Source organism: Nonomuraea sp. NPDC005730 (assembly GCF_040630865.1).
Lineage (GTDB): Bacteria > Actinomycetota > Actinomycetes > Streptosporangiales > Streptosporangiaceae > Nonomuraea.
In genome coordinates this window covers 376,377-397,243 of sequence record NZ_JBEXYK010000002.1, presented here as the reverse complement: position 1 = coordinate 397,243, position 20,867 = coordinate 376,377, and the positions used below count along the sequence as shown (strand labels likewise).

The following is a 20,867-nucleotide window of genomic DNA, read 5'->3' as shown; positions in this document are numbered from 1 at the left end:
GGGCCGTCCGGTTTACCGCCGTGTGTCCGGGCAGCCGTACGCGGGAGGAGGCGCGCCATGGAAGCCAAGGAGTGGACGGTCCGGATCAGTCTCGCCGAGGACGGCGACGACACCTCGGCGCGGGCGGTCCTGACCGTCCCGGACGGCACGCGGGTCGAGGGCTCGGGACACGCCCGCCGCAACCCCGCCGACCCGTCCATGCCCGAGGTCGGGGACGAGCTGGCCGTCGCGCGGGCGCTGGCCGACCTGGCCGGCCGGCTGTCCAGTGACGCCCGGCACGAGCTCGGCGACGGCGGCCCGGTGCCGACCAGGTCCTGGTGAGGGCGGAAGTAACGACTTGACGCGCCCGCCCCCGGTCCGCTGACATGGCCCCCGCGGATCGTACGGACCGAAGGGGATGCGCATGGGCGGCAGGATGCACGCGGACGAGGCCGACATCGACGAGGCCCTCGTCCGGCGGCTGCTGGCCGCGCAGTTCCCGCGGTGGGCCGGTCTCCCGCTGCGCCGCTTCCCCTCCTCCGGCACCGTCAACGCGGTCTTCCGGCTCGGCGACGACCTGGCCGTCCGCCTGCCGCGCGTCAGGCAGGGCGTCGGCGACGTCGCCAGGGAGGGGCGGTGGCTGCCGCTGCTGGCCCCCGCGCTGCCCGTCCCGATCCCCTCGGTGCTCGGTCAGGGCCTGCCGGGCGAGGATTTCCCCTGGCCGTGGTCGGTGTGCCGGTGGCTCGACGGCGACAATCCGGAGGCCGGGGCGCTCTCCGGCGGGGAGGCGCTGGCCGCCGACCTGGCGGCGTTCGTCGCCGCGCTGCGCGAGGTCGAGCCCGCCGGCGCGCCCGACGCCTACCGGGGCGGCCCGCTGTCCCGCCTCGACAAGGCCACCCGGGCCGCGATCGGCGAGCTCGACGGCATGATCGACACCGCCGCCGCCACGGCCGCCTGGCAGGACGCGCTGAGCGCGCCCGAATGGCGGGGCGGCCCCGTCTGGGTGCACGCCGACCTGATGCCGGGCAACCTGCTGGTTCGCGACGGGCGGCTGAGCGGGGTCATCGACTGGGGCACGGCCGGCGCGGGCGACCCGGCCTGCGACCTGATCCCGGCCTGGAACCTGCTGCCGCCGGCCGCCCGGGAGGTCTTCCGGGCCGCGCTCGGCGCCGAGGACGCCACCTGGGCACGCGGCCGCGGCCGGGCCCTGTCCATGGCGCTCATCCAGCTCCCCTACTACAAGGACAGCAACCCGGCCATGGCGGCCAACGCCCGGCACGTGATCCGCGAGGTGCTCGGCAGCCCCGCACGCTGAACCGCACACAGAATCGCACGCTGACGGGTTTCTTGGGTTTTTTCCGGCGAGATGATTGTCTGTCCGGAGGAACTACGAGGAGGCCACCGGTGAGCCGTCAGATCGTGTCAATCGTGGGTGGGAAGGACACCACCGGCGAGAGCGTGTACGAGTCGACCAACCCCGCCCGCCCCGGCGAGGTCGTGGCCCGGGTCGGCCTGGCCGACGCCGCCGCGTTCGCCGCCGCCTGCCGCACCGCCAAGGAGGCCCAGCGCGAGTGGGCCAAGGTGCCGCCGCCGGTGCGCGGCCGGGTGATCGCCTCCATCGGGCGGCTGGTCGAGGCCAACGCCGAGAGCCTGGCCCGCCTGGTCACCCGGGAGATCGGCAAGCCGTACGCCGAGGCGCTGGGCGAGGTACGGGAGATCGTCGACACCTGCGACTTCTTCCTGGGCGAGGGCCGCCGGCTCTACGGGCAGACCGTTCCGTCGGAGATGCCGGACAAGAACCTGTTCACGTTCCGCAACCCGGTCGGGGTGGCCGCGGTGATCACGGCGGGCAACTTCCCCGTGGCCGTGCCGTCCTGGTATCTCGTGCCCGCTCTGCTGTGCGGCAACGCCGTGGTGTGGAAGCCCGCCGAGTACGCCGCAGCCTCCGCCGAGGCCATGTACCGGCTGTTCGCCGCCTCGGGGCTGCCCGACGGGGTGCTCAACGTGGTCTTCGCCGACGGCGCGCAGACCTTCGCGGGGCTGGAGCTGGCCCTGGAGGAGGGCAGCGTGCACAAGGTCGGCTTCACCGGGTCGAGCGAGGTCGGCCGGAAGGTCGGCGAGCTGGCCGGGCGCCACCTGCAGTCGGCGTGCCTGGAGCTCGGCGGCAAGAACCCGATGGTGATCATGCCGGACGCCGACCTCGACCTGGCCGTCGAGGGCGCGCTGTTCGCCGGCTTCGGCACCGCCGGCCAGCGCTGCACCAGCCTGGGCACGGTCATCGTGCACGAGAGCGTGCACGACGAGTTCGTCGAGCGGTTCGCGCGGGCGGCCGGCGCGGCCAGGATCGGCGACCCGGAGCAGGACGTGCTGGCCGGCCCGCTGCTCGACCAGAAGTTCGCCGACCGGTACGAGGAGTACCTGACCTGGATCCAGCCCCACCACGAGGTCGTCTCGGGCAGCACCGGCAGGATCACCAAGGACAACCCGCGCGGCGACTTCGACGGCGACGGCGGCCTCTACTACCACCCGGTCATCGTCGACGGCGTACGGCCCGGCGACCGGCTGTTCCTGGAGGAGACGTTCGGCCCGATCGTCGGCGTGACCACCTTCTCCACCCTGGACGAGGCCGTCGAGCTGGCCAACCGCCCCGGTTACGGCCTGTCGAGCTCGATCTACACGACCAACCCCAAGCACGCCTTCCGCTTCCGCGAGGGCATCTCGGCCGGCATGGTCAGCGTCAACAACTCCACCTCCGGCGCCGAGGCCCACCTGCCCTTCGGCGGCAACGGCAAGTCGGGCAACGGCAGCCGCCAGTCGGGCATGTGGGTGCTCGACCAGTTCACCCGCTGGCAGGCGATGAACTGGGACTTCTCGGGCCGCCTGCAGAAGGCGCAGATGGACGTGGCGGAGATCGTCCCGGACCTGGAGTTCCGGATCTGACACGGAAAGAGCCGCCCCTGGCCCGGGGGCGGCTTCTCACGTGTGCGGGCGGATCAGACCTGGCCGGCCTTCTCCAGGGCCTCGCAGCAGGTGTTCACCAGCAGGCGGGTGACCACGTACGGGTCGACGTTGGCGTTCGGGCGGCGGTCCTCGATGTAGCCCTTCTTGTCCACCTCGACCTGCCACGGGATGCGCACGGACGCGCCGCGGTTGGACACGCCGTAGGTGTACTTGTTCCACGGGGCGGTCTCGTGGTGGCCGGTCAGGCGCAGCTCGATGTCGGCGCCGTACTGGGAGACGTGCTCCATGGGCTTGTCGCCCTCGCCGAGCGCCTCGCAGGCGGTGATGATGGCGTCGTAGCTCTCGCGCATCGCCTTGGTGGAGAAGTTGGTGTGCGCGCCGGCGCCGTTCCAGTCGCCGCGGGCGGGCTTGGCGTCGAGGGTGGCCTCGACGCCGAACTCCTCGGCCGTCCGGTAGAGCAGGTAGCGGGCGACCCACATGTGGTCGGAGACCTCGAGGGGGCCGGCCGGGCCGATCTGGAACTCCCACTGGCCGGGCATGACCTCGGCGTTGATGCCGGAGACGGCGAGGCCGGCCGCCAGGCAGCGGTCGAGGTGCAGCTCGACGATGTCGCGGCCGAACACGGCCTCGGCGCCCACGCCGCAGTAGTAGTGGCCCTGCGGGGCGGGGAAGCCGCCCTCGGGGAAGCCGAGCGGGCGGCTGCCCTTGAAGAAGGTGTACTCCTGCTCGATGCCGAACCAGGACTCCTGGTCGGCGTACCGCTCGGCGATCGGGCGCAGCAGGGCGCGGGTGTTGCTGGAGTGGGCCTGCCCGTCGATCTCCTCGACCTCGCACAGGACGAGCACGGCGTCGCCGCCGCGGATCGGGTCGGGGCAGGTGAACACCGGGCGGAGCACGCGGTCGGAGGCGTGGCCCTTGGCCTGGTTGGTGCTGGAGCCGTCGAAGCCCCAGACCGGAGGCTCGGCACCGTCGGCCAGGATCTTCGTCTTCGAGCGCAGCAGAGCCGTGGGCTCGGTGCCGTCGATCCAGATGTACTCAGCCTTGTAGCTCACGGTGATCCTTTCGGGATTTCTCTCAGCCACGCCGAGTCTTATGGACGGCCATTTCCCGGTTTTTGCCCGAATGTGAACGCCGTGTTAATCGTGCCGCCACCCGTCCCGCTATTAGGGGGTAAATCCAATTAAGACGGTTAGCTGGGGCAGGTCGGCCGTCCGGGGGGACGGCGGCCGTACGACGATCGAGGCCGGGGGATGATGATCATGGAGGATGTCTGGTTCGGCGCGCTGCTCGCGCCCGAGGCGGCGGACGGCGACCGGGTCCTGCGGCACGCAGAGCTCGCCGACCGGCTCGGCCTGGACCTGGTCGGCGTCCAGGACCACCCCTACCAGGCGGGTTTCCTCGACTCCTGGACCCTGCTGGCCACGATCGCGCAGCGCACCGAGCGCGTCCGGCTGGTGCCCGACGTGGCCAACGTGCCGCTGCGCCCGCCCGCCGTGCTGGCCAGGGCCGCCGCCTCGCTGGACATCCTCAGCGGCGGCCGGGTGGAGCTGGGGCTCGGCGCGGGCGCGCTGTGGGACGCCATCGCCGCCATGGGCGGCCCCCGGCTCTCCCCCGGCGAGTCGATCGACGCGCTGGCCGAGGCGATCACCGTCATCCGGGCGCTGTGGACGCCGGGCGACCCGGTGACCTTCTCCGGCGCCCACCACCGGCTGGCGGGCGCGCGCCCCGGCCCGTTCCCGGCGCATCCGATCGGGATCTGGGTCGGCGCGACCAAGCGGCGGATGCTGGAGCTGACCGGCCGGATGGGCGACGGCTGGCTGACCTCCTCCTTCCACAGCCCGCCCGAGGCCGTGACCGCGCAGGCCAGGATCCTCGACGCGGCCGCCGCGGACGCCGGGCGCGACCCGGCGGCGATCCGCAAGGTCTACAACCTCGGCGGCAGCCTGTCGCCGCTGCCCGGCGCGGGCTTCCTCGACGGTCCCGCCGCCCTGTGGGCCGAGCAGCTCACGGAGCTGGTGTTCGAGGCGGGCATGAGCGGTTTCGTGCTGGCCCCGGGGGTGGAGGCCGAGCGGGACCTGCGGGTGTTCGCCGAGGAGGTCGCGCCCGCCGTCCGGGCGGCCGTGGCCAGGGAGCGCGGCCGGCCCGCGCCCGAGCCGGTCCGCCGGCCGGTGACGATCCCCGACCTGGACGAGGCCGGCCGTCCGAGGACGACGGGCGGCGACCCCGCCGCCCTGGATCCCGACCAGGCCCGGCTGGGCCGCCGCCTGGTGGACGTGCACGACGGCTACCGCGCCCAGCTCCGCCAGGTCAGGGACGCGGTCGAACAGGTGGCCGCCGAGACCGCGGCCCCGCACCCGGACGGCGACCGGCTCGCGGTGCGCCAGAACCACTGGACGCTCGGCGTGTTCTGCGCGACCTTCCGCCGCCTGCTGACCGTGCACCACGACGTCGAGCACGGCAGCACCTTCCCCGCCCTCACCGAACGCGACCCCGCCCTGGAGCCGGTGGTCAAGAAGCTGGAGCAGGAGCACGAGGTCATCGCCGAGCTGCTGGCCCGCCTGGACCGGGCGTGCGCGGAGATGGTCGCCGACCCGGCCAGGATCGACCGGGTCCGGGCCGGCGTCGAACGGCTCTCGCAGGCCCTCGCCTCGCACTTCGCCTACGAGGAGGAGGAACTGGCCGAGCCGGTCGGCCGCTTGGAGATCCGCCTCTAGCCCCGAGGAGCGTTCGTGGACGTGTCCGCGCCCGTGTGGTGGCTGACGATCCTGGGGATCGCCGGCCTGCTGCTGTTCGACTTCTTCTTCCACGTGCGGCAGGCGCACGTCCCCACGCTGCGCGAGGCGGCCGTCTGGTCGGCCCTGTACGTCGGGATCGCCCTGCTGTTCGGCGTGGGCGTGTGGGCGTTCGGCGGCGCCGAGCCGGGCGCTGAGTACTTCGCCGGTTACGTGACCGAGAAGGCGCTGTCGGTCGACAACCTGTTCGTCTTCCTCGTCATCATGGCGAGCTTCCGGGTGCCGCGCGCCGACCAGCAGAAGGCCCTGCTGTTCGGCATCGCCTTCTCGCTGGTCGCCCGGACCGGGTTCATCCTCCTCGGCGCCGCGATGATCGAGACGTTCGCCTGGGTGTTCTACGTCTTCAGCCTGATCCTGCTGCTCACGGCGGGCAACCTGCTGCGGCCCGAGGCCAGCGAGGGCCACACCGACAACATCATGGTCCGCCTGGCCCGCAGGCTGTTCCGCGCCACCGACACCTACGACGGCGACCGGCTGTTCACGGTGCGGGACGGCCGGCGGGTGATGACGCCGATGTTGCTGGTCATGGTCGCCCTGGCCGGCACCGACGTGCTGTTCGCGCTCGACTCCATCCCGGCCATCTTCGGCCTCACCCAGAACGTCTACCTCGTCTTCACCGCCACCGCCTTCTCCCTGCTGGGGCTGCGGCAGCTCTACTTCCTCATCGACGGCCTGCTCGACCGGCTCATCTACCTCGCCTACGGGCTGGCGGTCATCCTGGCCTTCATCGGCGTCAAGCTCGGGCTGCACGCGCTGCACGAGAACAACGTGCCGTTCGTCAACGGCGGCGAGCCGGTGAACGTCACCGAGATCAGCACCGGGCTGTCCCTGTCGGTGATCGTCGGCGTGCTGCTGGTCACCGTGGCCGCCTCGCTGGCCAGCCCCCGCGGCCGGGCGCAGAACGTGGTCTCGGCCGTCCGCCGGCACGCCCAGGACTACCTGGAGGTGGAGAAGGACCCGGAGCGGCGCGAGGAGGTCTACCGCGACCTGCTCGCGGCCGAGGCGCGGCTGGGCGAGCTGCCGGAGCGGCAGCGGGCCGGCGTCGCCCGGGACGAGCGGCTGGCGGCCCTGGTGGCGCGGGCGCACGCCGAGCACCTGACCGGGCACCAGGCCGGGCAGGACCCGGCTAGGTAGGGGTGGCCTGGCGGGAGGTCAGCGGGGCCGCGATGTGCTCCAGCGGCGTGCGCTCGGCCTTCACCCCGAAGACGATCTCCACCAGCCCGGCCGCCACCATCATCCCCGCGCCGAAGCAGTAGCCCCAGAACAGCCTGGTCGGGTCGGGGTTGCGCTGGTCGCCGATGAGCGAGGCGAAGACCGTCGGCCCGAACGCCCCCGCGACCTGCCCGAGCGCGAAGAAGATCGCGATGGCCTGGGCCCGCAGCTCGATCGGGAAGATCTCGCTCACGGTCAGGTACGCCGAACTGGCCGCCGCCGAGGCGATGAAGAAGATCACCGACCAGAGCACGGTCTGCGTGACCGCCGTCAGCAGCCCTTCCTTGAACAGCCATCCGGTGACCGCCAGCAGCAGCCCGGAGGTGATGTACGTGGCCGAGATCATCTGTCTGCGCCCGACCGTGTCGAACAGCCTGCCCAGCAGCAGCGGCCCGAGCAGGTTCCCGGCCGCGAAGGCGAACATGTACTGCGGCACCGAGCCCGCCGGGACGCCGTAGAAGTGCGTCAGCACCAGCGAGTAGGTGAAGAACACGGCGTTGTAGAGGAACGACTGGCAGATCATCAGCGTCGCCCCCAGCACCGAGCGCTCCGGGTACGTGCGGAACAACGTCCTGGCGACCTGCGACAGCGGCGCGTGGTGCTCGGGGACGATCTCCAGCGCCTGCTCCTGCGGCACCGGCTCCAGCCTGACCCGGTCCTCCCGCTCGACCTCCTGCTCGATGCGGGCGACGACCTGCTCGGCCTCCTCCTCGCGGCCGTGCGTCATCAGCCAGCGCGGGCTCTCCGGCAGGTGCCGGCGCAGCCCCCAGATGGCCAGGCCGATCACCGGCCCGACCGCGAACCCGAGCCGCCAGGCCCAGTCGGGGTCCAGCGGCCCGCCCGGGTGCAGCAGCAGGAACGTGGCCGAGGTGGCCAGCAGCGAGCCCAGCCAGTAGGTGCCGTTGATGGCCAGGTCGACGTGGCCCCGGTAGTGGGAGGGGATCATCTCGTCGATGGCGGAGTTGACGGCCGCGTACTCGCCGCCGATGCCCGCCCCGGCCACGAAACGCAGCACCAGGAAGCTCCACAGGTCCCACGACAGGGCGGTCAGGCCGCTGGCGACCAGGTAGATGCCGAGCGTGAGGATGAACAGCTTCCTGCGGCCGAGCCGGTCGGACAGCCAGCCGAAGTAGAGCGCGCCGGCCACCTGGCCGATCAGGTAGACGGTGGCCGACAGGCCCACCTCCGCGGAGGTGAAGCCGAGCGTGTCGGGGCGCTGCAGGAACGCCCCGACGTTGCTGGCGATGGTGATCTCCAGCCCGTCGAGCACCCAGGCCACGCCGAGCGCGATCACCAGCCGGGTGTGGAACGGCGCCCACGGCAGGCGGTCCATGCGGGCGGGGACCAGGCTGCGTACGACGCCGTCCTTGCTCATGCGTCCTTACTCTAAGTGAGCAAAAGATCACCCATCGGCCCGGGTCCCGTTGCCGTTGCCGGTGCCGTCGTAGCCGAGCAGCCGCATGGCCGTGTCCGGGTCCATGGCCGCGGCCAGCAGCTGGGCCCGCCGGTGGGCCTCGTCACGCTCGCGTTCCGCCTTGGCCTGCGCCGTCCGTACGCCCCTGACCGCCACGAACGCGAGCCCGGCGCCCACGACCACCCCGACGACCACGACGAACAGCAGGAGCAGCAGGGCCGGCGAGGCGAGCGCGGGAGCCGCCGCGACGTCGGCGCCCGCGCCGGGCACCGCGCCGGTCACCGCCAGCGCCGCGATCAGGGCCAGCGCGATCAGCCCGAGCAGGCTGGCCACGACCAGCCAGGCCCGTCCGGCGCGCCGGCGCCGCCGGGGCTCGGCGACCGCCCCGGGAACCGGCCCGAAGCCCGCGTGCGGGACGGCCGCCGGAATCCCGGCCGGGACCGCCGGAACCGCTGACGAGACCGCTGCCGGGACCGCTGCCGGGACCGGGGCGGCCCGCGGGCCGGGCGCCCACGGCACGAACTCGGGCCGGTCACCGCCCTGCTCAACGCCCGGCCCGACGCCCGGCCCGACGCCCTGGTCGATCCGGGTGACCTCGGCCGTGATCACCTGCGCCACGGCCGTGCCGGTGCCCGCGGCCGGGGCGGCGAAGGCGACCGCCCGCGGCGCGGCCTCCGCCTCCACCGGGCCGGGCAGCTCGCGCTCGATGCGGCTGTGCTCCTTGTGCGCCCTGGCCGCGTCGCGGTGGTAGTCCTCCAGCTGCTCGTAGAGCTCGTCGGAGGCGTAGATCGTGCCGTCCACGAGCGGTCCGCGCTCGCCGCGGACGACGGCCACCACGTCGTCGCCGTTGAGCGTCTTGTGCGTCTCCAGGGCGTGCGCCAGGCACAGCACCTGCCTGCGGTGCTCCTCCAGCAGCCGCTCGGTCTTCTCCAGCAGCCGCACCAGGTTGAACTCGATGCGCTCGCCCAGCACGTCGGGGGTCAGGTCGGGCGCGGCGCGCACCGGCTCGCGCTCGGTGATGCCGATGCCGCCTCCCCCGCCGCCCCGGCCGCGCACGGCCTTGCCGCCGTGGATCTCCAGCTCCTGGAGCGCGGGCAGCGAGGTGACGCCGGAGCCCATCCCCCAGTACGACTCCATGAGCGCGGTGAGGAACGTGGCCGCGTGCAGGTCGCCGGAGACGCCGGAGGAGTTGTCCTCGCCGAAGAACATGCGCTCGCCGGCCAGCGAGGCCAGGGAGACCATGATGTCGGCCTCGTACTCGGACTTCCAGCGGGTGAACTGGTCCTCGGGCTTGATCGAGGCGACCATGCCCAGGTAGTCGGCGCCCTTCTCGATGGTGGCGATGTCGATCTCCAGATGGAACCGGGTCACGTACGCCACCACGGCGTGGCAGGCCTCGTGCACCGCCACGGCGTGCCGCTCGCGCTCGATGTACTCGACGTCCTCGGGCGGGCCGAGCTGCTTGAGCCGCTTGGCGCGCAGCACGTCCGACCAGGTGATGACCTCCCGCCCGTCGCGGATGGCGGTGATCAGCGACTCGTTGACCAGGTCCTTGATCGTGGCCCCGGTCGCGTACGGCGTGATCGTGGCCAGCTTGTCGATCTGCTCCCCGGTGAGCTCGTGGTCGACCTTGTCGAAATAGCCCTGGTACGTCCGCACCCGCCCGGCCTTGGACGGATAGCCGACCTTGTAGATGCGGTCGATACGGCCCGGCCGCAGCAGCGCCTCGTCCAGCGCGTCGGGCCGGTTGGTGGCCATCATGACGAGGATGCGGTATTTGGGCGGCGGCTTGGGCCGCATCCCGAGCAGCCGCCTGACCAGCCGGTTGAAGAAGCCGCGCGGCTTCTTGAGCCCGGACAGCTCGGTGAGCAGCGCCTGGAGGGTGCCGGGGTCACCGCTGTTCATCATGCCGCCGCCGGCGAAGAAGCGCTCGCGCCAGGTGCCCGGCGGGTCGGCGGCCTCGCGCCGGCCCTTGCCGGCCAGCGCCGAGCGGCTCTCCTCCGACAGGTACGTCATCCCGTGGCAGCCGGAGTGCGCCGAGAAGCCGCCCTGCCCGGGCGGCCCCTGCTGGGCCAGCTTGCCGCGCTTGCCGAGCGAGTCGGCCTCGTCGAAGAAGACGATCACGCCGCCGTACCGCAGCGCCAGCTTGCGCAGCTTCCTGAACAGGCCCTTGACCTTCAGGATGCCGACGCCCATGAACATGTTCGTGAAGGCTCCCGGATCCACGAACACGTACGGCTTGCCGGTCTCGCCCGCCACGGCCTCGGCCATCAGGGTCTTGCCGGTGCCGGGCGGGCCCCACAGCAGCAGGCCGCTGGGCACGTACCCGCCGCGCCGCTCGATCTCGTCGGGCCGCTCCAGGAAGACGATGTTCTCCTGGACCCGCTCGACCACGTGGTCCTGGCCCCAGACGTCGGCGAAGCGGGTCTTGATGTCGTCGGGGAAGTACGTCTCCACGCCGCCCCTGGACAGGAACCAGAACAGGCCGACGAACTGGATGATGACGACGAAGAACAGGAAGACGATCTGCAGCAGGAACGGCAGCGCCTGCCAGATCAGCGTCGGCGCCTGCAACAGGGCGACGAACGGGCTGACGTCCAGCACCGCCCCCGCCACCAGCGCGGTCAGCGTGACGAAGAAGGCGATCTTCAGGGCCCTGGAGATGCGGTACCTGGTCCAGTCGTCGAAGCGCCGGTGCGTCCACCGCTCGAACCCGCCGAAGACCTTCTGGCTCCAGAACCGGTGGTAGCCCGACCAGTGCTCGCTGACGAGGAAATGCAGTTGCCGCACGGCCTCCGCGCCGAGCAGCCAGAAGATCCACTGGTACTCGTAACCGACTTTCCAGGCCGCCTCGGGGAAGGTCACGACGCCCGTCCAGTCGGCCGTCACCTTCCAGGTGAGGATCAGGTAGGCCAGGACCAGCGCGACGAGGAACTTGCTCCGGTCCCAGAACTGCATCTTCTTCCTGGTCACGGAGTCCGGGTCGGAGGGCCCGCTGCCGGGTGCGCGCAGCCCTTCGTGCTGAAAGGTGGTGGTCACTGACGCCCCCTCATCCGGGCAGCCGGAGCAGCTTGAACGAACCCGCGATCTTGTCGAACTCGGCGCCGCGGTCGCGGTAGCAGGTCGCCCGGCAGCCGAGGAGCATGACCGAGACCGTCGCGCCCTTCTCGTCGAGGATCGCGGTCTGGTCGAACGTCTGGACGTCGGCGCCGATCTGGTAGTTGAAGCGCACCCGTACGCCTCTGGCGCCGTTCTCCAGGGCGAGGACGTCGTCGCTGAGGAGCTCGAACTTGGCGAACATCGGCGGCCGGCCGGTGCTCATGGCCTGCTGCTCGTACAGCTCGCGCATCGGGTCCGTGACGGGCAGCACGAAGTCGCGCAGCCGGTTGAGCGAGATCGCGTCCCGCTGCTGCTCGGTGAGCTTGTGCACGGTGGCGTACACGAACGGGTCGGACGAGCTCAGCAGATGGTTGACCGACGGCGCGGCCGACTGGTCGAAGGCCGTGGACCAGACCCGCTGCGCGCGTGTCGCCGCCGCCAGCGAGCCGGGTCGGTCACCCGTCAGATACAGTTCGATCGGATAGGCGTTGAGCTGCGTGAACGAGGCGGGCACCTTGAAATAGGTGGTGCCTTCCCTGTCCCGTACGTAGGTGAACTCCGGCTGCCCGCACGCCGACAGCACGAAAACCGCGACCATGAGCGCGATCCAAGCCCGTGTCCTTTTCACCAGGGCTTACCTCCGCTTTACGGACCAACGCAGTTGTTGTGCCCGCTTTCATGCGGAATGAGGCCGGATGCACGATGAGAAATCTTGACCAAATCTTGGCCATTGATTGGCTTTACTTGTTACAGATCACCAAATGATGGTATGGGCCAGGCCGCCACACTCTACGGTCGCCCGGGATACAACGTTCGTGCAACCCCCATTGGTAGACCACAGGAAGTAGCAAAGGATATGAGGACGCCCATCCCGAGCCCCGGAGCGCACCATGAAAGAACCCGCGATGGAGACCGTCGACTCCTTCGGCATGACGGCTGAGCGGCAGTTCGCCGACCTGTGGTCCAGGACCGCCCTGTCGGTCAAGGAGCGCCGGCTGCTCCTGCTCGGGCTGCTCGTCGGACAGGGGCTCGACGAGCTGACCGCCGTGCAGCTCGACGTCGCGCTGCGGGCGGGCGACCTGAGCGAGAGCGAGCTGCGCGAAGTGGTGGTGTTCCTGACCCACTACGCCGGCTGGACCCGCGGATCGCGGCTCAACGACCAGGTCGAGGAGCTGATCGAGCGGGTCAGGCAGGCTCGATCCGGTAGAGCGGACCCCGCAGGCTGAGCGCGTAGAGCTCGCCGTCGAGCCCCTCACCGAACGAGGAGAGCTGCTCGACCCTGCCGATCTCGGCCGCCTTCGACGGCTCCCCCGCGGGCGCGGCCCTGACCCAGCCGGCACAGAAGTCCCCGTACAGGAAGCTGCCGCGCAGCCAGGGCAGCGCGGCGCCGCGGTAGACGTACCCGGCGATCACCGAGCAGTTGCCGTCCTTGTGCAGCGGGTAGGTGATGACCGGCTCGGTCAGGCCGCGGCCCGTGCCGCCGCGGAAGGGCCGTTCGCCCTCGCGCAGGTTCCAGCCGTAGTTCTCGCCGCCCTTGGAGGCGGCCGGCTGGCGGTCGACCTCCTCCACCTCGTCCTGGCCGACGTCGCCGATCCACAGGTCGCCGGTCTGCCGGTCGAAGCCGAACCGCCAGGGGTTGCGCAGGCCGTAGGCCCAGATCTCGGGCCGCGCGCCGTCCTTCCCGGCGAACGGGTTGTCCCGCGGCACCTTGTACGGCCTGCCGCGCGGGTCGATGCGCAGGATCTTGCCCAGCAGCGTGCCGAGGTCCTGGCCGTTGCCCTGCGGGTCGCCCGCGCTGCCGCCGTCGCCGAGCCCGACGTAGAGGTGGCCGTCGGGGCCGAAGGCGAGCTGGCCGCCGTTGTGGTTGGCGTACGGCTGCTCCTGGGTGAGCACGTCGCGCCGGCCGGTGGCGCGATGCCCGTCGAAGGCCCATTCGGTGACGTGGGTGGCGCCGCGGGTGTCGGTCCAGTCGAGGTAGAGCCAGCGGCCGGAGGGATGGAAGGCCACGCCGAGCAGGCCCTGCTCGTTGCCGCCGCTCACCTCCCCCGACAGGTCCACGAGGACGTCGCCGTCCGTGGCGCGCAGCCGGCCGCCCTGCTCGGCGACGTAGAGCCGGGCGTCGCCCTTGCGCACGGCGAGGGCGACCGGCCGTTCGAACCGGCCGAGCTCGCGGAAGCGCACCTGCCCGCGCCCGGAGGCGCGCTCCGGCGCGGCGCTCCCGGGCGTGGACGCCGGAGCGGGAGACACAGGGGCCGAGGACACAGGAGTCGGGGAGACAGGGGCCGGGCCGGGCGGGGGCGAGGCGGCCGAGCAGGCGGTAAGGGCCAGGAGGAGCACGGCCGCGAGGGGGCGCACGCCGTCCATACTCGCACGCCCGACCGGGGACGTTAAGGTTCAGGACATGCCAACCGCATTGATCACGGGCGCCACCGCCGGCATCGGCGCCGCGTTCGCCCGCCGCCTGGCCGCCGACGCCTGCTCGCTCGTCCTGGTCGCGCGCGACGAGCAGCGGCTCGTCCAGGTCGCCGACCAGCTCAGGCTCAGGTACGGCGTGCACGTCGAGGTGCTGCCCGCCGACCTGGCCACCGAGGAGGGCCTGGCCAGGGTCGAGTCGAGACTCCGCGACGGCGTCGACCTGCTGGTGAACAACGCCGGCTTCGGCCACCCCGGCGACTTCCTGAAGGTGCCGGTCGAGGACGAGCTGCGCATGCTCAAGGTCCACTGCGAGGCCGTGCTGCGGCTCACCCTGGCGGCGCTGCCCGCGATGCGCAAGCGCGACCGGGGCGCGGTGATCAACGTGGCGTCGGTCGCGGCGTTCTTCTCCCGCGGCACCTACAGCGCCTCGAAGGCGTGGGTGGTCAACTTCAGCGAGTCCGCGGCCAACGACGTGCGCAACCCGCGGATCAAGATCATGGCGCTGTGCCCCGGTTTCGTGCGCACCGAGTTCCACCAGCGGGCGTCCATGGACACCTCGGGCATCCCGGGGTTCCTGTGGCTGAAGGCCGACAACGTGGTCAGGGACGCCATGCGCGACCTCGCGCTCGGCAAGCGGGTCTCGGTGCCCGACCTGCGCTACAAGGCCATCGTGGCGATCGGCAAGCTGGTGCCGCACAACCTGGCCGGGCGCGTCTCGGCCCGGCTCGGCCGCCGCTGAGGGGCGTCCGGCGACAAGGTGGGCCCCCGCCGCGGGAGGGGGTCGCGGTGGGGGCCCGGGACGGCCGTGAGGAACTCACGGCCGGGACCGGCAGATCCGGCTGGACCTGCTAGCGGTTGGCCTCGTGGCCGATGGCCAGGCCGCTCGTCGGGTCGAAGAAGTGCAGGTTGTGCGTGTCCAGGACCAGGTCGATGCGCTGGCCGGGGCGCACGTGGCTGCGGGCGTTGACGCGGGCGGTCCACAGGGACTTGTCGCCCACCAGCGGCAGCGCCGCCTCCTCGTCGTCGCCCGTGTCGGCGGCGGCGACGGTGTCCTTGTGCTCGACCGGCGGGGCGTCGATCAGGAACAGCACGTTGATCTCGGAGCCGAGCTCCTCGGTGACCTCCGCCTTGACGGGCAGGGTGGCCCAGCCGTTGGCGTGGTTGCCGGCCGAGTTGGCGTCCTCGAAGTCCGACGGGCGGATGCCGAGGATGACCTTCTTGCCGATGTACTGCTCAAGGCCCGGCTTGTCGGCGAACGCCGAGTCGGGGATCGGCAGGCTGATGTCGGCGAAGCGCACGACCGCGCCGTTGTCGCGGACCAGCTCGGCGGTGACGAAGTTCATCGAGGGCGAGCCCATGAAGCCGGCGACGAACAGGTTGACCGGCTTGTCGAACAGGTTCTGCGGGGTGTCGACCTGCTGGAGCAGACCGTCGCGCAGGACGCAGACGCGGTCGCCGAGGGTCATGGCCTCGACCTGGTCGTGGGTGACGTACACGGTGGTGACGCCGAGGCGCTCGTGCAGGGTGTTGAGCGAGGCGCGCATGGAGACGCGGAGCTTGGCGTCGAGGTTCGACAGCGGCTCGTCCATGAGGAAGGCCTGCGGCTCGCGGACGATGGCGCGGCCCATGGCGACACGCTGGCGCTGACCACCGGACAGAGCGGCCGGCTTGCGCTTGAGGTAGGTCTCCAGGCCGAGCATCTTGGCGGCCTCGTTGACCCGCTTCTGGATCTCCGGCTTGGGCATCTTGCGGAGCTTGAGGCCGAAGGCGAGGTTCTCCTCGACCGTCATGTGCGGGTAGAGCGCGTAGTTCTGGAAGACCATCGCGATGTCGCGGTCCTTGGGCGGAAGGTGGTTGACCACCTTGTCGCCGATGGCGATCTCGCCGCCGCTGATGTCCTCGAGGCCGGCGATCATCCGGAGCGCGGTCGACTTACCGCAACCCGATGGGCCCACCAGCACCATGAACTCGCCGTCCTTGATCTCAAGGTTCAGCCCGTTCACGGCCTTCACGCCACCGGCGTAGATCTTGTCGACGTTCGTCAGAACGATGGATGCCATGACATTCCTTCGCGCTCCAGGGCGATCGGCCCGGACGTTGGTTCTCGGTTCCCGTGGATACGTTTTCACGTATCTCACCCGAAACGGACATCGGTGTCAAGGGGTACCGCGTGACCAGCCTTTGTCCGCACGACACTCTTCCGATGGACCGGAATCCATGATGGAATCGTTTCCATGGAGAAGCGGGCGACGATCAAGGATGTGGCCGAGGCGGCGGGCGTCGGCGTCGCGACCGTGTCCCGGGTGTTGTCGGGCGGCTCGGCCAGCCCCAGCACCAGGGAACGGGTCCTGGCCGTCGCCGCCCAGCTCGACTACCGGCCCAGCGCGCTCGGCCGCAACCTGCGCCAGCGCCGCACCGGCGGCCTGGGCCTGCTGGTGCCCGACCTCACCGACACCTTCTACGGGCAGCTCTGCGAAGGCGTGCTCGCCTGCGCCCGGTCGGCGGGCGAGCCGGTCGTGCTGGGCTCGACGGGCGGCGACCCCGAGCAGGAGGCCGAGCTGATCGGCATGCTGCTCGAACAGAGCGTCGACCGGGTCATCGCGGTGCCCTCCGGCGACGCCGAGACGTGGGCCCCCGCGCTCAGGGCGGGCATGACGGTGGTCTTCGCCGACCGCCTGCCGCCCGAGGCCGGGCGCGACGGCGACCGCGACCCCGCCGAGAGCGCCCTCGACGATCTCATGCTCCTCGACGGCGTGCCCCCCCGCGGGCGCGGGCCCGAGGGCGCCGCGCGTCCTCTGGACGTGCCCGCCGTCCTGGCCGACGACCGTGCCGGCATCCGTACGGCCGTGCGCTACCTGCGGGGCCTCGGCCACCGGCGCATCGCCTTCCTCGGCGGACCCGGCCACGACCGGCGGGCCGCCGCCTTCCGCGAGGCCGTGGGCGCGCCGGTGGACGAGGAGCTGGTGGTGTTCGGCACCGGCAGCCGCGACTCGGCGTACGCCGCCGCCTCCGGCCTGTTCCAGAGCCGTCCCGACCTGTCGGCCGTCGTCGCGGGCGGGAACGTCCTGGGCGAGGCGGCCGTGCTGGCCGCCCGCGAGCTCGACCTGCGGGTGCCGAAGGACGTGTCGCTGGTGATGTACGACGACGTGCCCTGGGCCGAGCTGTGCGCCCCGCCGCTGACCGTGATCGCCCAGCCGGGCCGGGACATGGGGTACCGCGCGTGCGAGCTGGTGCTGCGCGAGGGCACCCGGCGGGCGCGCACGGTGGTGCTGCCCACCGAGCTGATCATCCGAGGGAGCTGCGGTCCCCGCAGGTGACGCCGGGGTCACGGGGGGGGGCACGTCCTCAGCTCTCGCCGAGCACGTCCCGCGCATGAGCCTCGATCACCCGGGCCACCTCCTGGGGCGCCCGCAGGTGCGCGCCGTGCCCCTGCCCGTGGAGCGTGACACGCCGGGCGCCGGGGATCACCTCACGCAGGGCGTCGAGCCGCGCGCCGAGATGGGCGGGGCTGCGGTCGCCGCCGAGCAGCACCACCGGCGTGCGGATCGCCGCGTACGCCGCCCGCCGGTCGCCCAGGGCGTCGATCGCCAGCAGGTCGTCGATCTGGCGCGGCGCGCGCCGCCGCGTCGGCCGATGGCCGGCCACCGCCACGGAGGTCAGCCAGGAGAGCGCCGGCGACAGGCCCACCACGTCCCTGAAGAAGATCCGCATCGCCCGGCCCGGCCGGCCCGCCGCCACCGCGGCCACGGCCGCCTGGCTCGCCGCGCCGCCGAGCGAGGGTCCGAGGGCGACGGGCGGCTCGTACAGGACCGCGCCGGCGAAGGCGTCCGGCGCCAGGAGCAGGGACTCCAGCGCGGCCACCGCACCGGAGGAATGGCCCACGAGCAGGACGGGCCCGCCGAGCGCCGCCGCCACGGCCACCGCGTCGGCCGCCTCCTGCGCCATGGTGGCGGGCCCGGCCAGGTCCGGCCGGTACTGGCGGCGCCGGACGCGCACCACGCGGAACCGGGGCGCGAGCAGCCCCGCGACCTTGCCCCACTGGGTGCCGTCGTCGAGCCCCGCGTGCAGGACGAGGACGGCCGGGCCCCGTCCCTCCTCGACCACCCGGACGTCGGTCCCGTCGGCGGATGTCACCGTGAGCATGGCGCCTCCTCAGTGCGGCCACTGTACGCCTCCTCAGCCCCGTAATACCTCAGAGCTACGCGGAAGGTGCATCCCCCAGCGGGAAGCCGACTACAAGGCGTGATCCCTACCTTCGGTGCCGGAAGGAAGAACCAGCACGGAAGGGACCATCCGCCATGGCATCGCTCAGGAACCGCCTGCTCGCCGTGCTCGTCACCGCTTCGGTGGCGGTGCCCGCGTCCGGCGCCGGCGGGTCCGCGGGGGTGCCCGCGCCCGTTCCCGCCGCCGTGGCGCCGCTGCGCGCCGCTACCCCCGTCGTGCTGGCCGCCGCGCTGACCGAGCGGTACGCCGCCGGGCGCGCCGCCGTCCTGGCCGCCGAGCGCGCCGCCGCCGCGTGGGGGCACCGCCTGCGGGCGGCGGCGCTGCGGGCCATGGCGGACCCGTCGCGCACGTTCCTGTCCTTCGACGGGCGCGACGGCGGCCGGACCGTGGAGGTCTTCGGCGACCTGGCGACGGCCCGGCGGATCGCCGTCCTGGTGCCCGGCTCCGACACGAACCTCGACCGGTACGGCCGCCTGCACGCCGGCGCGACGCGGCTGCGCGCGGCGCTCGGGGACGGCTCGGCGGTCATCGCCTGGGCCGGATACCGCACGCCCGGCACGCTCAGCCTGGACGTGCTGACGCCCGCGCGGGCCGACGAGGCCGTACCCGGGCTGCGCGCGTTCGTACGGGAGCTGCGTGCGGTCAAGCCCGGCGCCCGGCTGTCGCTCGTGTGCCACTCCTACGGCTCGGTGGTGTGCGGACGGGCCGCGCCCGGCCTGGACGTGGCCGACATCGTCCTGATGGGCAGCCCAGGCGCGGGCGTCCCCGACGTCGCCGCGATGCGCACCCGCGCGGTCGTGTGGGCCGGCCGCGGCACCGGCGACTGGATCTCCGGCGTGCCCCACGTGCTGGTCGAGCTGCCGTTCGTCACGGTCGGTCTGGGGGCCGACCCGGTCTCGCCCGGGTTCGGCGCCCGCGTCTTCGCGGCGGGCGACGGCGGCCACAGCGACTACCTGCGGCCCGGCTCCCCCGCGCTGACGGCCGTCGCCCGCATCGTCTCGGGAGAGGCCGCCCGCGATGTCTGACTCCTCCCTCCGCACCCGCTCCGGCCCGCGCGGGCTCGCCGCGCGCATCGAGGCCGGGACCCCGCCGGAGCGCGACCGGGCCCTGGACGCCCTGCGGGCCCTGGCCATCCTCGGGGTGGTGGCCGGGCACTGGCTGGTGACCGCCGTGGTCAGCGACAGCGGCAGCCTGCGCGTCACCAGCCCGCTCAAGTACCTGCCGCAGCTCGCCCCGATGTCGTGGGCGTTCCAGATGCTGGCGATCTTCTTCCTGGTGGGCGGCCTGGTCGGGGCGAAGGGTCACCGGTCGGCGCGGGCGGCCGGCATCGGCTACGTCCCGTGGCTGCGCGGCCGGTTGGGGCGGCTGTTCCGGCCGGTTGCGGTCGTCCTGGCGGTGTGGGCCGTGGCGGCGGTCGCGATGCTCGCCTCCGGGGTGCCGCTGGAGGACGTGCGGCTGCTGGTCAAGCTGGCGGCGGCGCCGATGTGGTTCCTGCTGGTGTTCGCCGCGCTGACGGCGGCCACGCCGCTGGCCGCCCGGCTGCACCCGGCCTGGCCGCTCGCGGCGGTGGCGGCCGCCGACGCGGTGCGGTTCGGGCCCGGCGGCCCGGAGTGGTTGTGGTGGGTGAACATGGCGGCCGGCTGGCTGGTGCCGTACTGCCTGGGCGCGGCCTGGGCCCGCGGGGAGCTGCGGAGCCGGGCCACCGGCTGGACGCTGCTGGCCGGCGGCGCGGCCGCGGCCCTGGCGCTGGTGGTGTGGGGCGGCTACCCGGCGACCATGGTCGGGGTGCCGGGCGCCCCGGTCTCCAACCTGGACCCGCCCTCGCTCGCGGCCGTCGCCTTCGGGCTCGCCCAGTGCGGCGCGGCGCTGCTGCTGCTCGGCCCGCTGCGCCGGCTGCTGCGCCGCCCCGCCGCCTGGGCGCCCGTGGCCGTGGCGAACCTGGCCGCGATGACGATCTTCCTGTGGCACCAGACCGCGCTGATCGCGGTGACCGAGCTCGGCCTGCCGGCGAGCCGGGCGCTGCCCGGCCTGCACACCCCGCCCGAACAGCTCGGGTGGGTGGCGGCCCGGCTGGCCTGGCTGCCGGTGTTCGCGGTGGCGCTGCTGGTGTGCTGTGCCGCCTTCCACACCTACGAACGCCGGCGGCCCCGCTAGAGCAGCTTCTCGATGGCCGCGACGACGGCCGGGTCGTCGGGAGCGGTGCGGGGCCGGAAGCGGGCCACGACGTTGCCCTCGCGGTCGAGCAGGAACTTCTCGAAGTTCCACTGGACGTCGCCCGCCGCGCCCTCCTCGTCGGCGGCCTCGGTGAGCGCCGCGTAGAGCGGGTGGCGGCCGGGGCCGTTGACGTCGGCCTTGGCCAGCAGCGGGAAGTCGACGCCGTAGGTCGCCGAGCAGAACTCCTGGATCTCCTCCGCCGTGCCGGGCTCCTGGCCGGCGAACTGGTTGCAGGGCATGCCGACCACGCTGAAGCCGCGCGGGCCGAAGTCCTGCTGGAGCTGGACCAGGCCGGCGTACTGCGGGGTCAGGCCGCAGCGGGAGGCCACGTTGACCAGGAGCACGGCCTTGTCGCCGGCGAGGTCGCCGAGCGTGGTGGGGTCGTCGGCGAGGGTGCGGAGCGGGATGTCGCGAAGGCTCATGATCTGAAGCTTACAGAACGACGCCCGCCGCAGATTGTGACCTATTCCTCATTTTTCCCGCGAAACCCCTGAATATCAATAAGTCGCGATCTTGGAATTGCGCCTGATTTTTCATGGTCAATTAGGAAAGAAGGG

General features: G+C 72.4%; 18 protein-coding genes. 10 read left to right on the top strand and 8 right to left on the bottom strand.

What is annotated here, in order from left to right:
• The first annotated feature begins 57 nt into the window (after positions 1 to 57).
• From ABZ444_RS04575 to ABZ444_RS04565, 3 genes are all read left to right on the top strand, one after another.
• Positions 58 to 321 (top strand): DUF1876 domain-containing protein, encoded by a 264-nt coding sequence (locus tag ABZ444_RS04575; protein ID WP_357964681.1) that lies wholly within the window; start codon positions 58 to 60, stop codon positions 319 to 321.
• Positions 322 to 403: 82 nt separating this feature from the next.
• On the top strand, positions 404 to 1,294 hold the full coding sequence (locus ABZ444_RS04570; RefSeq protein ID WP_357992582.1) for an aminoglycoside phosphotransferase family protein: 891 nt from the start codon (positions 404 to 406) through the stop codon (positions 1,292 to 1,294).
• 113 nt (positions 1,295 to 1,407) lie between these two features.
• Positions 1,408 to 2,919, top strand: a complete 1,512-nt coding sequence (locus ABZ444_RS04565; RefSeq protein ID WP_357992579.1) for an aldehyde dehydrogenase family protein — start codon at positions 1,408 to 1,410, stop codon at positions 2,917 to 2,919.
• Between the two features lie 53 nt (positions 2,920 to 2,972).
• On the opposite strand, the gene glnII is transcribed toward ABZ444_RS04565, so the two are convergent.
• Positions 2,973 to 3,992, bottom strand: a complete 1,020-nt coding sequence (glnII, locus tag ABZ444_RS04560) for a glutamine synthetase (RefSeq protein WP_357992576.1) — start codon at positions 3,990 to 3,992, stop codon at positions 2,973 to 2,975.
• A 207-nt stretch (positions 3,993 to 4,199) separates the two neighbouring features.
• Between glnII and ABZ444_RS04555 the strand changes: the two genes are divergently transcribed.
• Entirely contained in the window at positions 4,200 to 5,654 is a 1,455-nt protein-coding gene (locus tag ABZ444_RS04555; RefSeq protein ID WP_357992573.1) for an LLM class flavin-dependent oxidoreductase, read from the top strand.
• Positions 5,655 to 5,669: 15 nt separating this feature from the next.
• Positions 5,670 to 6,866: a TerC family protein gene (locus ABZ444_RS04550; RefSeq protein WP_357992570.1), complete on the top strand. Its 1,197-nt coding sequence runs from the start codon at positions 5,670 to 5,672 to the stop codon at positions 6,864 to 6,866.
• Here ABZ444_RS04550 and ABZ444_RS04545 read toward each other — a convergent pair.
• The 3 genes from ABZ444_RS04545 to ABZ444_RS04535 are packed head-to-tail and all read right to left on the bottom strand — an operon-like array spanning position 6,859 to position 12,055.
• Positions 6,859 to 8,319: an MFS transporter gene (locus tag ABZ444_RS04545; RefSeq protein WP_357992567.1), complete on the bottom strand. Its 1,461-nt coding sequence runs from the start codon at positions 8,317 to 8,319 to the stop codon at positions 6,859 to 6,861. The genes ABZ444_RS04550 and ABZ444_RS04545 overlap by 8 nt on opposite strands.
• 27 nt (positions 8,320 to 8,346) lie before the next feature.
• Positions 8,347 to 11,397 carry an AAA family ATPase gene (locus ABZ444_RS04540; protein WP_357992564.1) on the bottom strand — a complete coding sequence of 1,017 codons (3,051 nt, stop codon included), beginning with the start codon at positions 11,395 to 11,397 and terminating at the stop codon, positions 8,347 to 8,349.
• A gap of 10 nt (positions 11,398 to 11,407) precedes the next feature.
• Positions 11,408 to 12,055, bottom strand: coding sequence for a hypothetical protein (locus ABZ444_RS04535; RefSeq protein ID WP_357992561.1), 648 nt, complete (start codon positions 12,053 to 12,055; stop codon positions 11,408 to 11,410).
• 292 nt (positions 12,056 to 12,347) lie between these two features.
• Between ABZ444_RS04535 and ABZ444_RS04530 the strand changes: the two genes are divergently transcribed.
• Positions 12,348 to 12,683: a carboxymuconolactone decarboxylase family protein gene (locus tag ABZ444_RS04530; protein WP_352324894.1), complete on the top strand. Its 336-nt coding sequence runs from the start codon at positions 12,348 to 12,350 to the stop codon at positions 12,681 to 12,683.
• Here ABZ444_RS04530 and ABZ444_RS04525 read toward each other — a convergent pair.
• Positions 12,643 to 13,704 (bottom strand): PQQ-dependent sugar dehydrogenase, encoded by a 1,062-nt coding sequence (locus ABZ444_RS04525; RefSeq protein ID WP_357992558.1) that lies wholly within the window; start codon positions 13,702 to 13,704, stop codon positions 12,643 to 12,645. The genes ABZ444_RS04530 and ABZ444_RS04525 overlap by 41 nt on opposite strands.
• 154 nt (positions 13,705 to 13,858) lie before the next feature.
• Between ABZ444_RS04525 and ABZ444_RS04520 the strand changes: the two genes are divergently transcribed.
• Positions 13,859 to 14,611: an SDR family oxidoreductase gene (locus tag ABZ444_RS04520; RefSeq protein ID WP_357964698.1), complete on the top strand. Its 753-nt coding sequence runs from the start codon at positions 13,859 to 13,861 to the stop codon at positions 14,609 to 14,611.
• Between the two features lie 109 nt (positions 14,612 to 14,720).
• Here the strand turns inward: ABZ444_RS04520 and ugpC are convergent, their stop codons facing one another.
• Positions 14,721 to 15,932 carry a sn-glycerol-3-phosphate ABC transporter ATP-binding protein UgpC gene (gene ugpC / locus ABZ444_RS04515; RefSeq protein WP_357992555.1) on the bottom strand — a complete coding sequence of 404 codons (1,212 nt, stop codon included), beginning with the start codon at positions 15,930 to 15,932 and terminating at the stop codon, positions 14,721 to 14,723.
• Positions 15,933 to 16,106: 174 nt separating this feature from the next.
• Between ugpC and ABZ444_RS04510 the strand changes: the two genes are divergently transcribed.
• On the top strand, positions 16,107 to 17,189 hold the full coding sequence (locus ABZ444_RS04510) for a LacI family DNA-binding transcriptional regulator (RefSeq protein WP_357992552.1): 1,083 nt from the start codon (positions 16,107 to 16,109) through the stop codon (positions 17,187 to 17,189).
• Positions 17,190 to 17,217: 28 nt separating this feature from the next.
• Here the strand turns inward: ABZ444_RS04510 and ABZ444_RS04505 are convergent, their stop codons facing one another.
• Positions 17,218 to 18,015 (bottom strand): alpha/beta hydrolase, encoded by a 798-nt coding sequence (locus ABZ444_RS04505; protein WP_357992549.1) that lies wholly within the window; start codon positions 18,013 to 18,015, stop codon positions 17,218 to 17,220.
• 155 nt (positions 18,016 to 18,170) lie between these two features.
• Between ABZ444_RS04505 and ABZ444_RS04500 the strand changes: the two genes are divergently transcribed.
• On the top strand, positions 18,171 to 19,121 hold the full coding sequence (locus ABZ444_RS04500) for an alpha/beta hydrolase (protein WP_357992546.1): 951 nt from the start codon (positions 18,171 to 18,173) through the stop codon (positions 19,119 to 19,121).
• Positions 19,114 to 20,250, top strand: a complete 1,137-nt coding sequence (locus ABZ444_RS04495; protein ID WP_357992543.1) for an acyltransferase — start codon at positions 19,114 to 19,116, stop codon at positions 20,248 to 20,250. The genes ABZ444_RS04500 and ABZ444_RS04495 overlap by 8 nt, the downstream gene beginning before the upstream one ends.
• Here the strand turns inward: ABZ444_RS04495 and ABZ444_RS04490 are convergent.
• The gene (locus ABZ444_RS04490; RefSeq protein WP_357992540.1) at positions 20,247 to 20,732 is read right to left on the bottom strand and encodes a glutathione peroxidase; all 486 of its coding nucleotides are present in this window, start codon (positions 20,730 to 20,732) and stop codon (positions 20,247 to 20,249) included. The genes ABZ444_RS04495 and ABZ444_RS04490 overlap by 4 nt on opposite strands.
• Positions 20,733 to 20,867: the final 135 nt, after the last annotated feature.

What these genes read in the sequence shown, in the direction of transcription:
- ABZ444_RS04575 (WP_357964681.1), top strand. Translation starts at nt 58, where the DNA reads ATGGAAGCCAAGGAGTGGACGGTCCGGATCAGTCTCGCCGAGGACGGC.
- ABZ444_RS04570 (WP_357992582.1), top strand. Translation starts at nt 404, where the DNA reads ATGGGCGGCAGGATGCACGCGGACGAGGCCGACATCGACGAGGCCCTC.
- ABZ444_RS04555 (WP_357992573.1), top strand. Translation starts at nt 4,200, where the DNA reads ATGGAGGATGTCTGGTTCGGCGCGCTGCTCGCGCCCGAGGCGGCGGAC.
- ABZ444_RS04545 (WP_357992567.1), bottom strand. Translation starts at nt 8,319, where the DNA reads ATGAGCAAGGACGGCGTCGTACGCAGCCTGGTCCCCGCCCGCATGGAC.
- ABZ444_RS04535 (WP_357992561.1), bottom strand. Translation starts at nt 12,055, where the DNA reads ATGGTCGCGGTTTTCGTGCTGTCGGCGTGCGGGCAGCCGGAGTTCACC.
- ABZ444_RS04530 (WP_352324894.1), top strand. Translation starts at nt 12,348, where the DNA reads ATGAAAGAACCCGCGATGGAGACCGTCGACTCCTTCGGCATGACGGCT.
- ABZ444_RS04520 (WP_357964698.1), top strand. Translation starts at nt 13,859, where the DNA reads ATGCCAACCGCATTGATCACGGGCGCCACCGCCGGCATCGGCGCCGCG.
- ugpC (WP_357992555.1), bottom strand. Translation starts at nt 15,932, where the DNA reads ATGGCATCCATCGTTCTGACGAACGTCGACAAGATCTACGCCGGTGGC.
- ABZ444_RS04510 (WP_357992552.1), top strand. Translation starts at nt 16,107, where the DNA reads ATGGAGAAGCGGGCGACGATCAAGGATGTGGCCGAGGCGGCGGGCGTC.
- ABZ444_RS04505 (WP_357992549.1), bottom strand. Translation starts at nt 18,015, where the DNA reads ATGCTCACGGTGACATCCGCCGACGGGACCGACGTCCGGGTGGTCGAG.
- ABZ444_RS04500 (WP_357992546.1), top strand. Translation starts at nt 18,171, where the DNA reads ATGGCATCGCTCAGGAACCGCCTGCTCGCCGTGCTCGTCACCGCTTCG.
- ABZ444_RS04495 (WP_357992543.1), top strand. Translation starts at nt 19,114, where the DNA reads ATGTCTGACTCCTCCCTCCGCACCCGCTCCGGCCCGCGCGGGCTCGCC.
- ABZ444_RS04490 (WP_357992540.1), bottom strand. Translation starts at nt 20,732, where the DNA reads ATGAGCCTTCGCGACATCCCGCTCCGCACCCTCGCCGACGACCCCACC.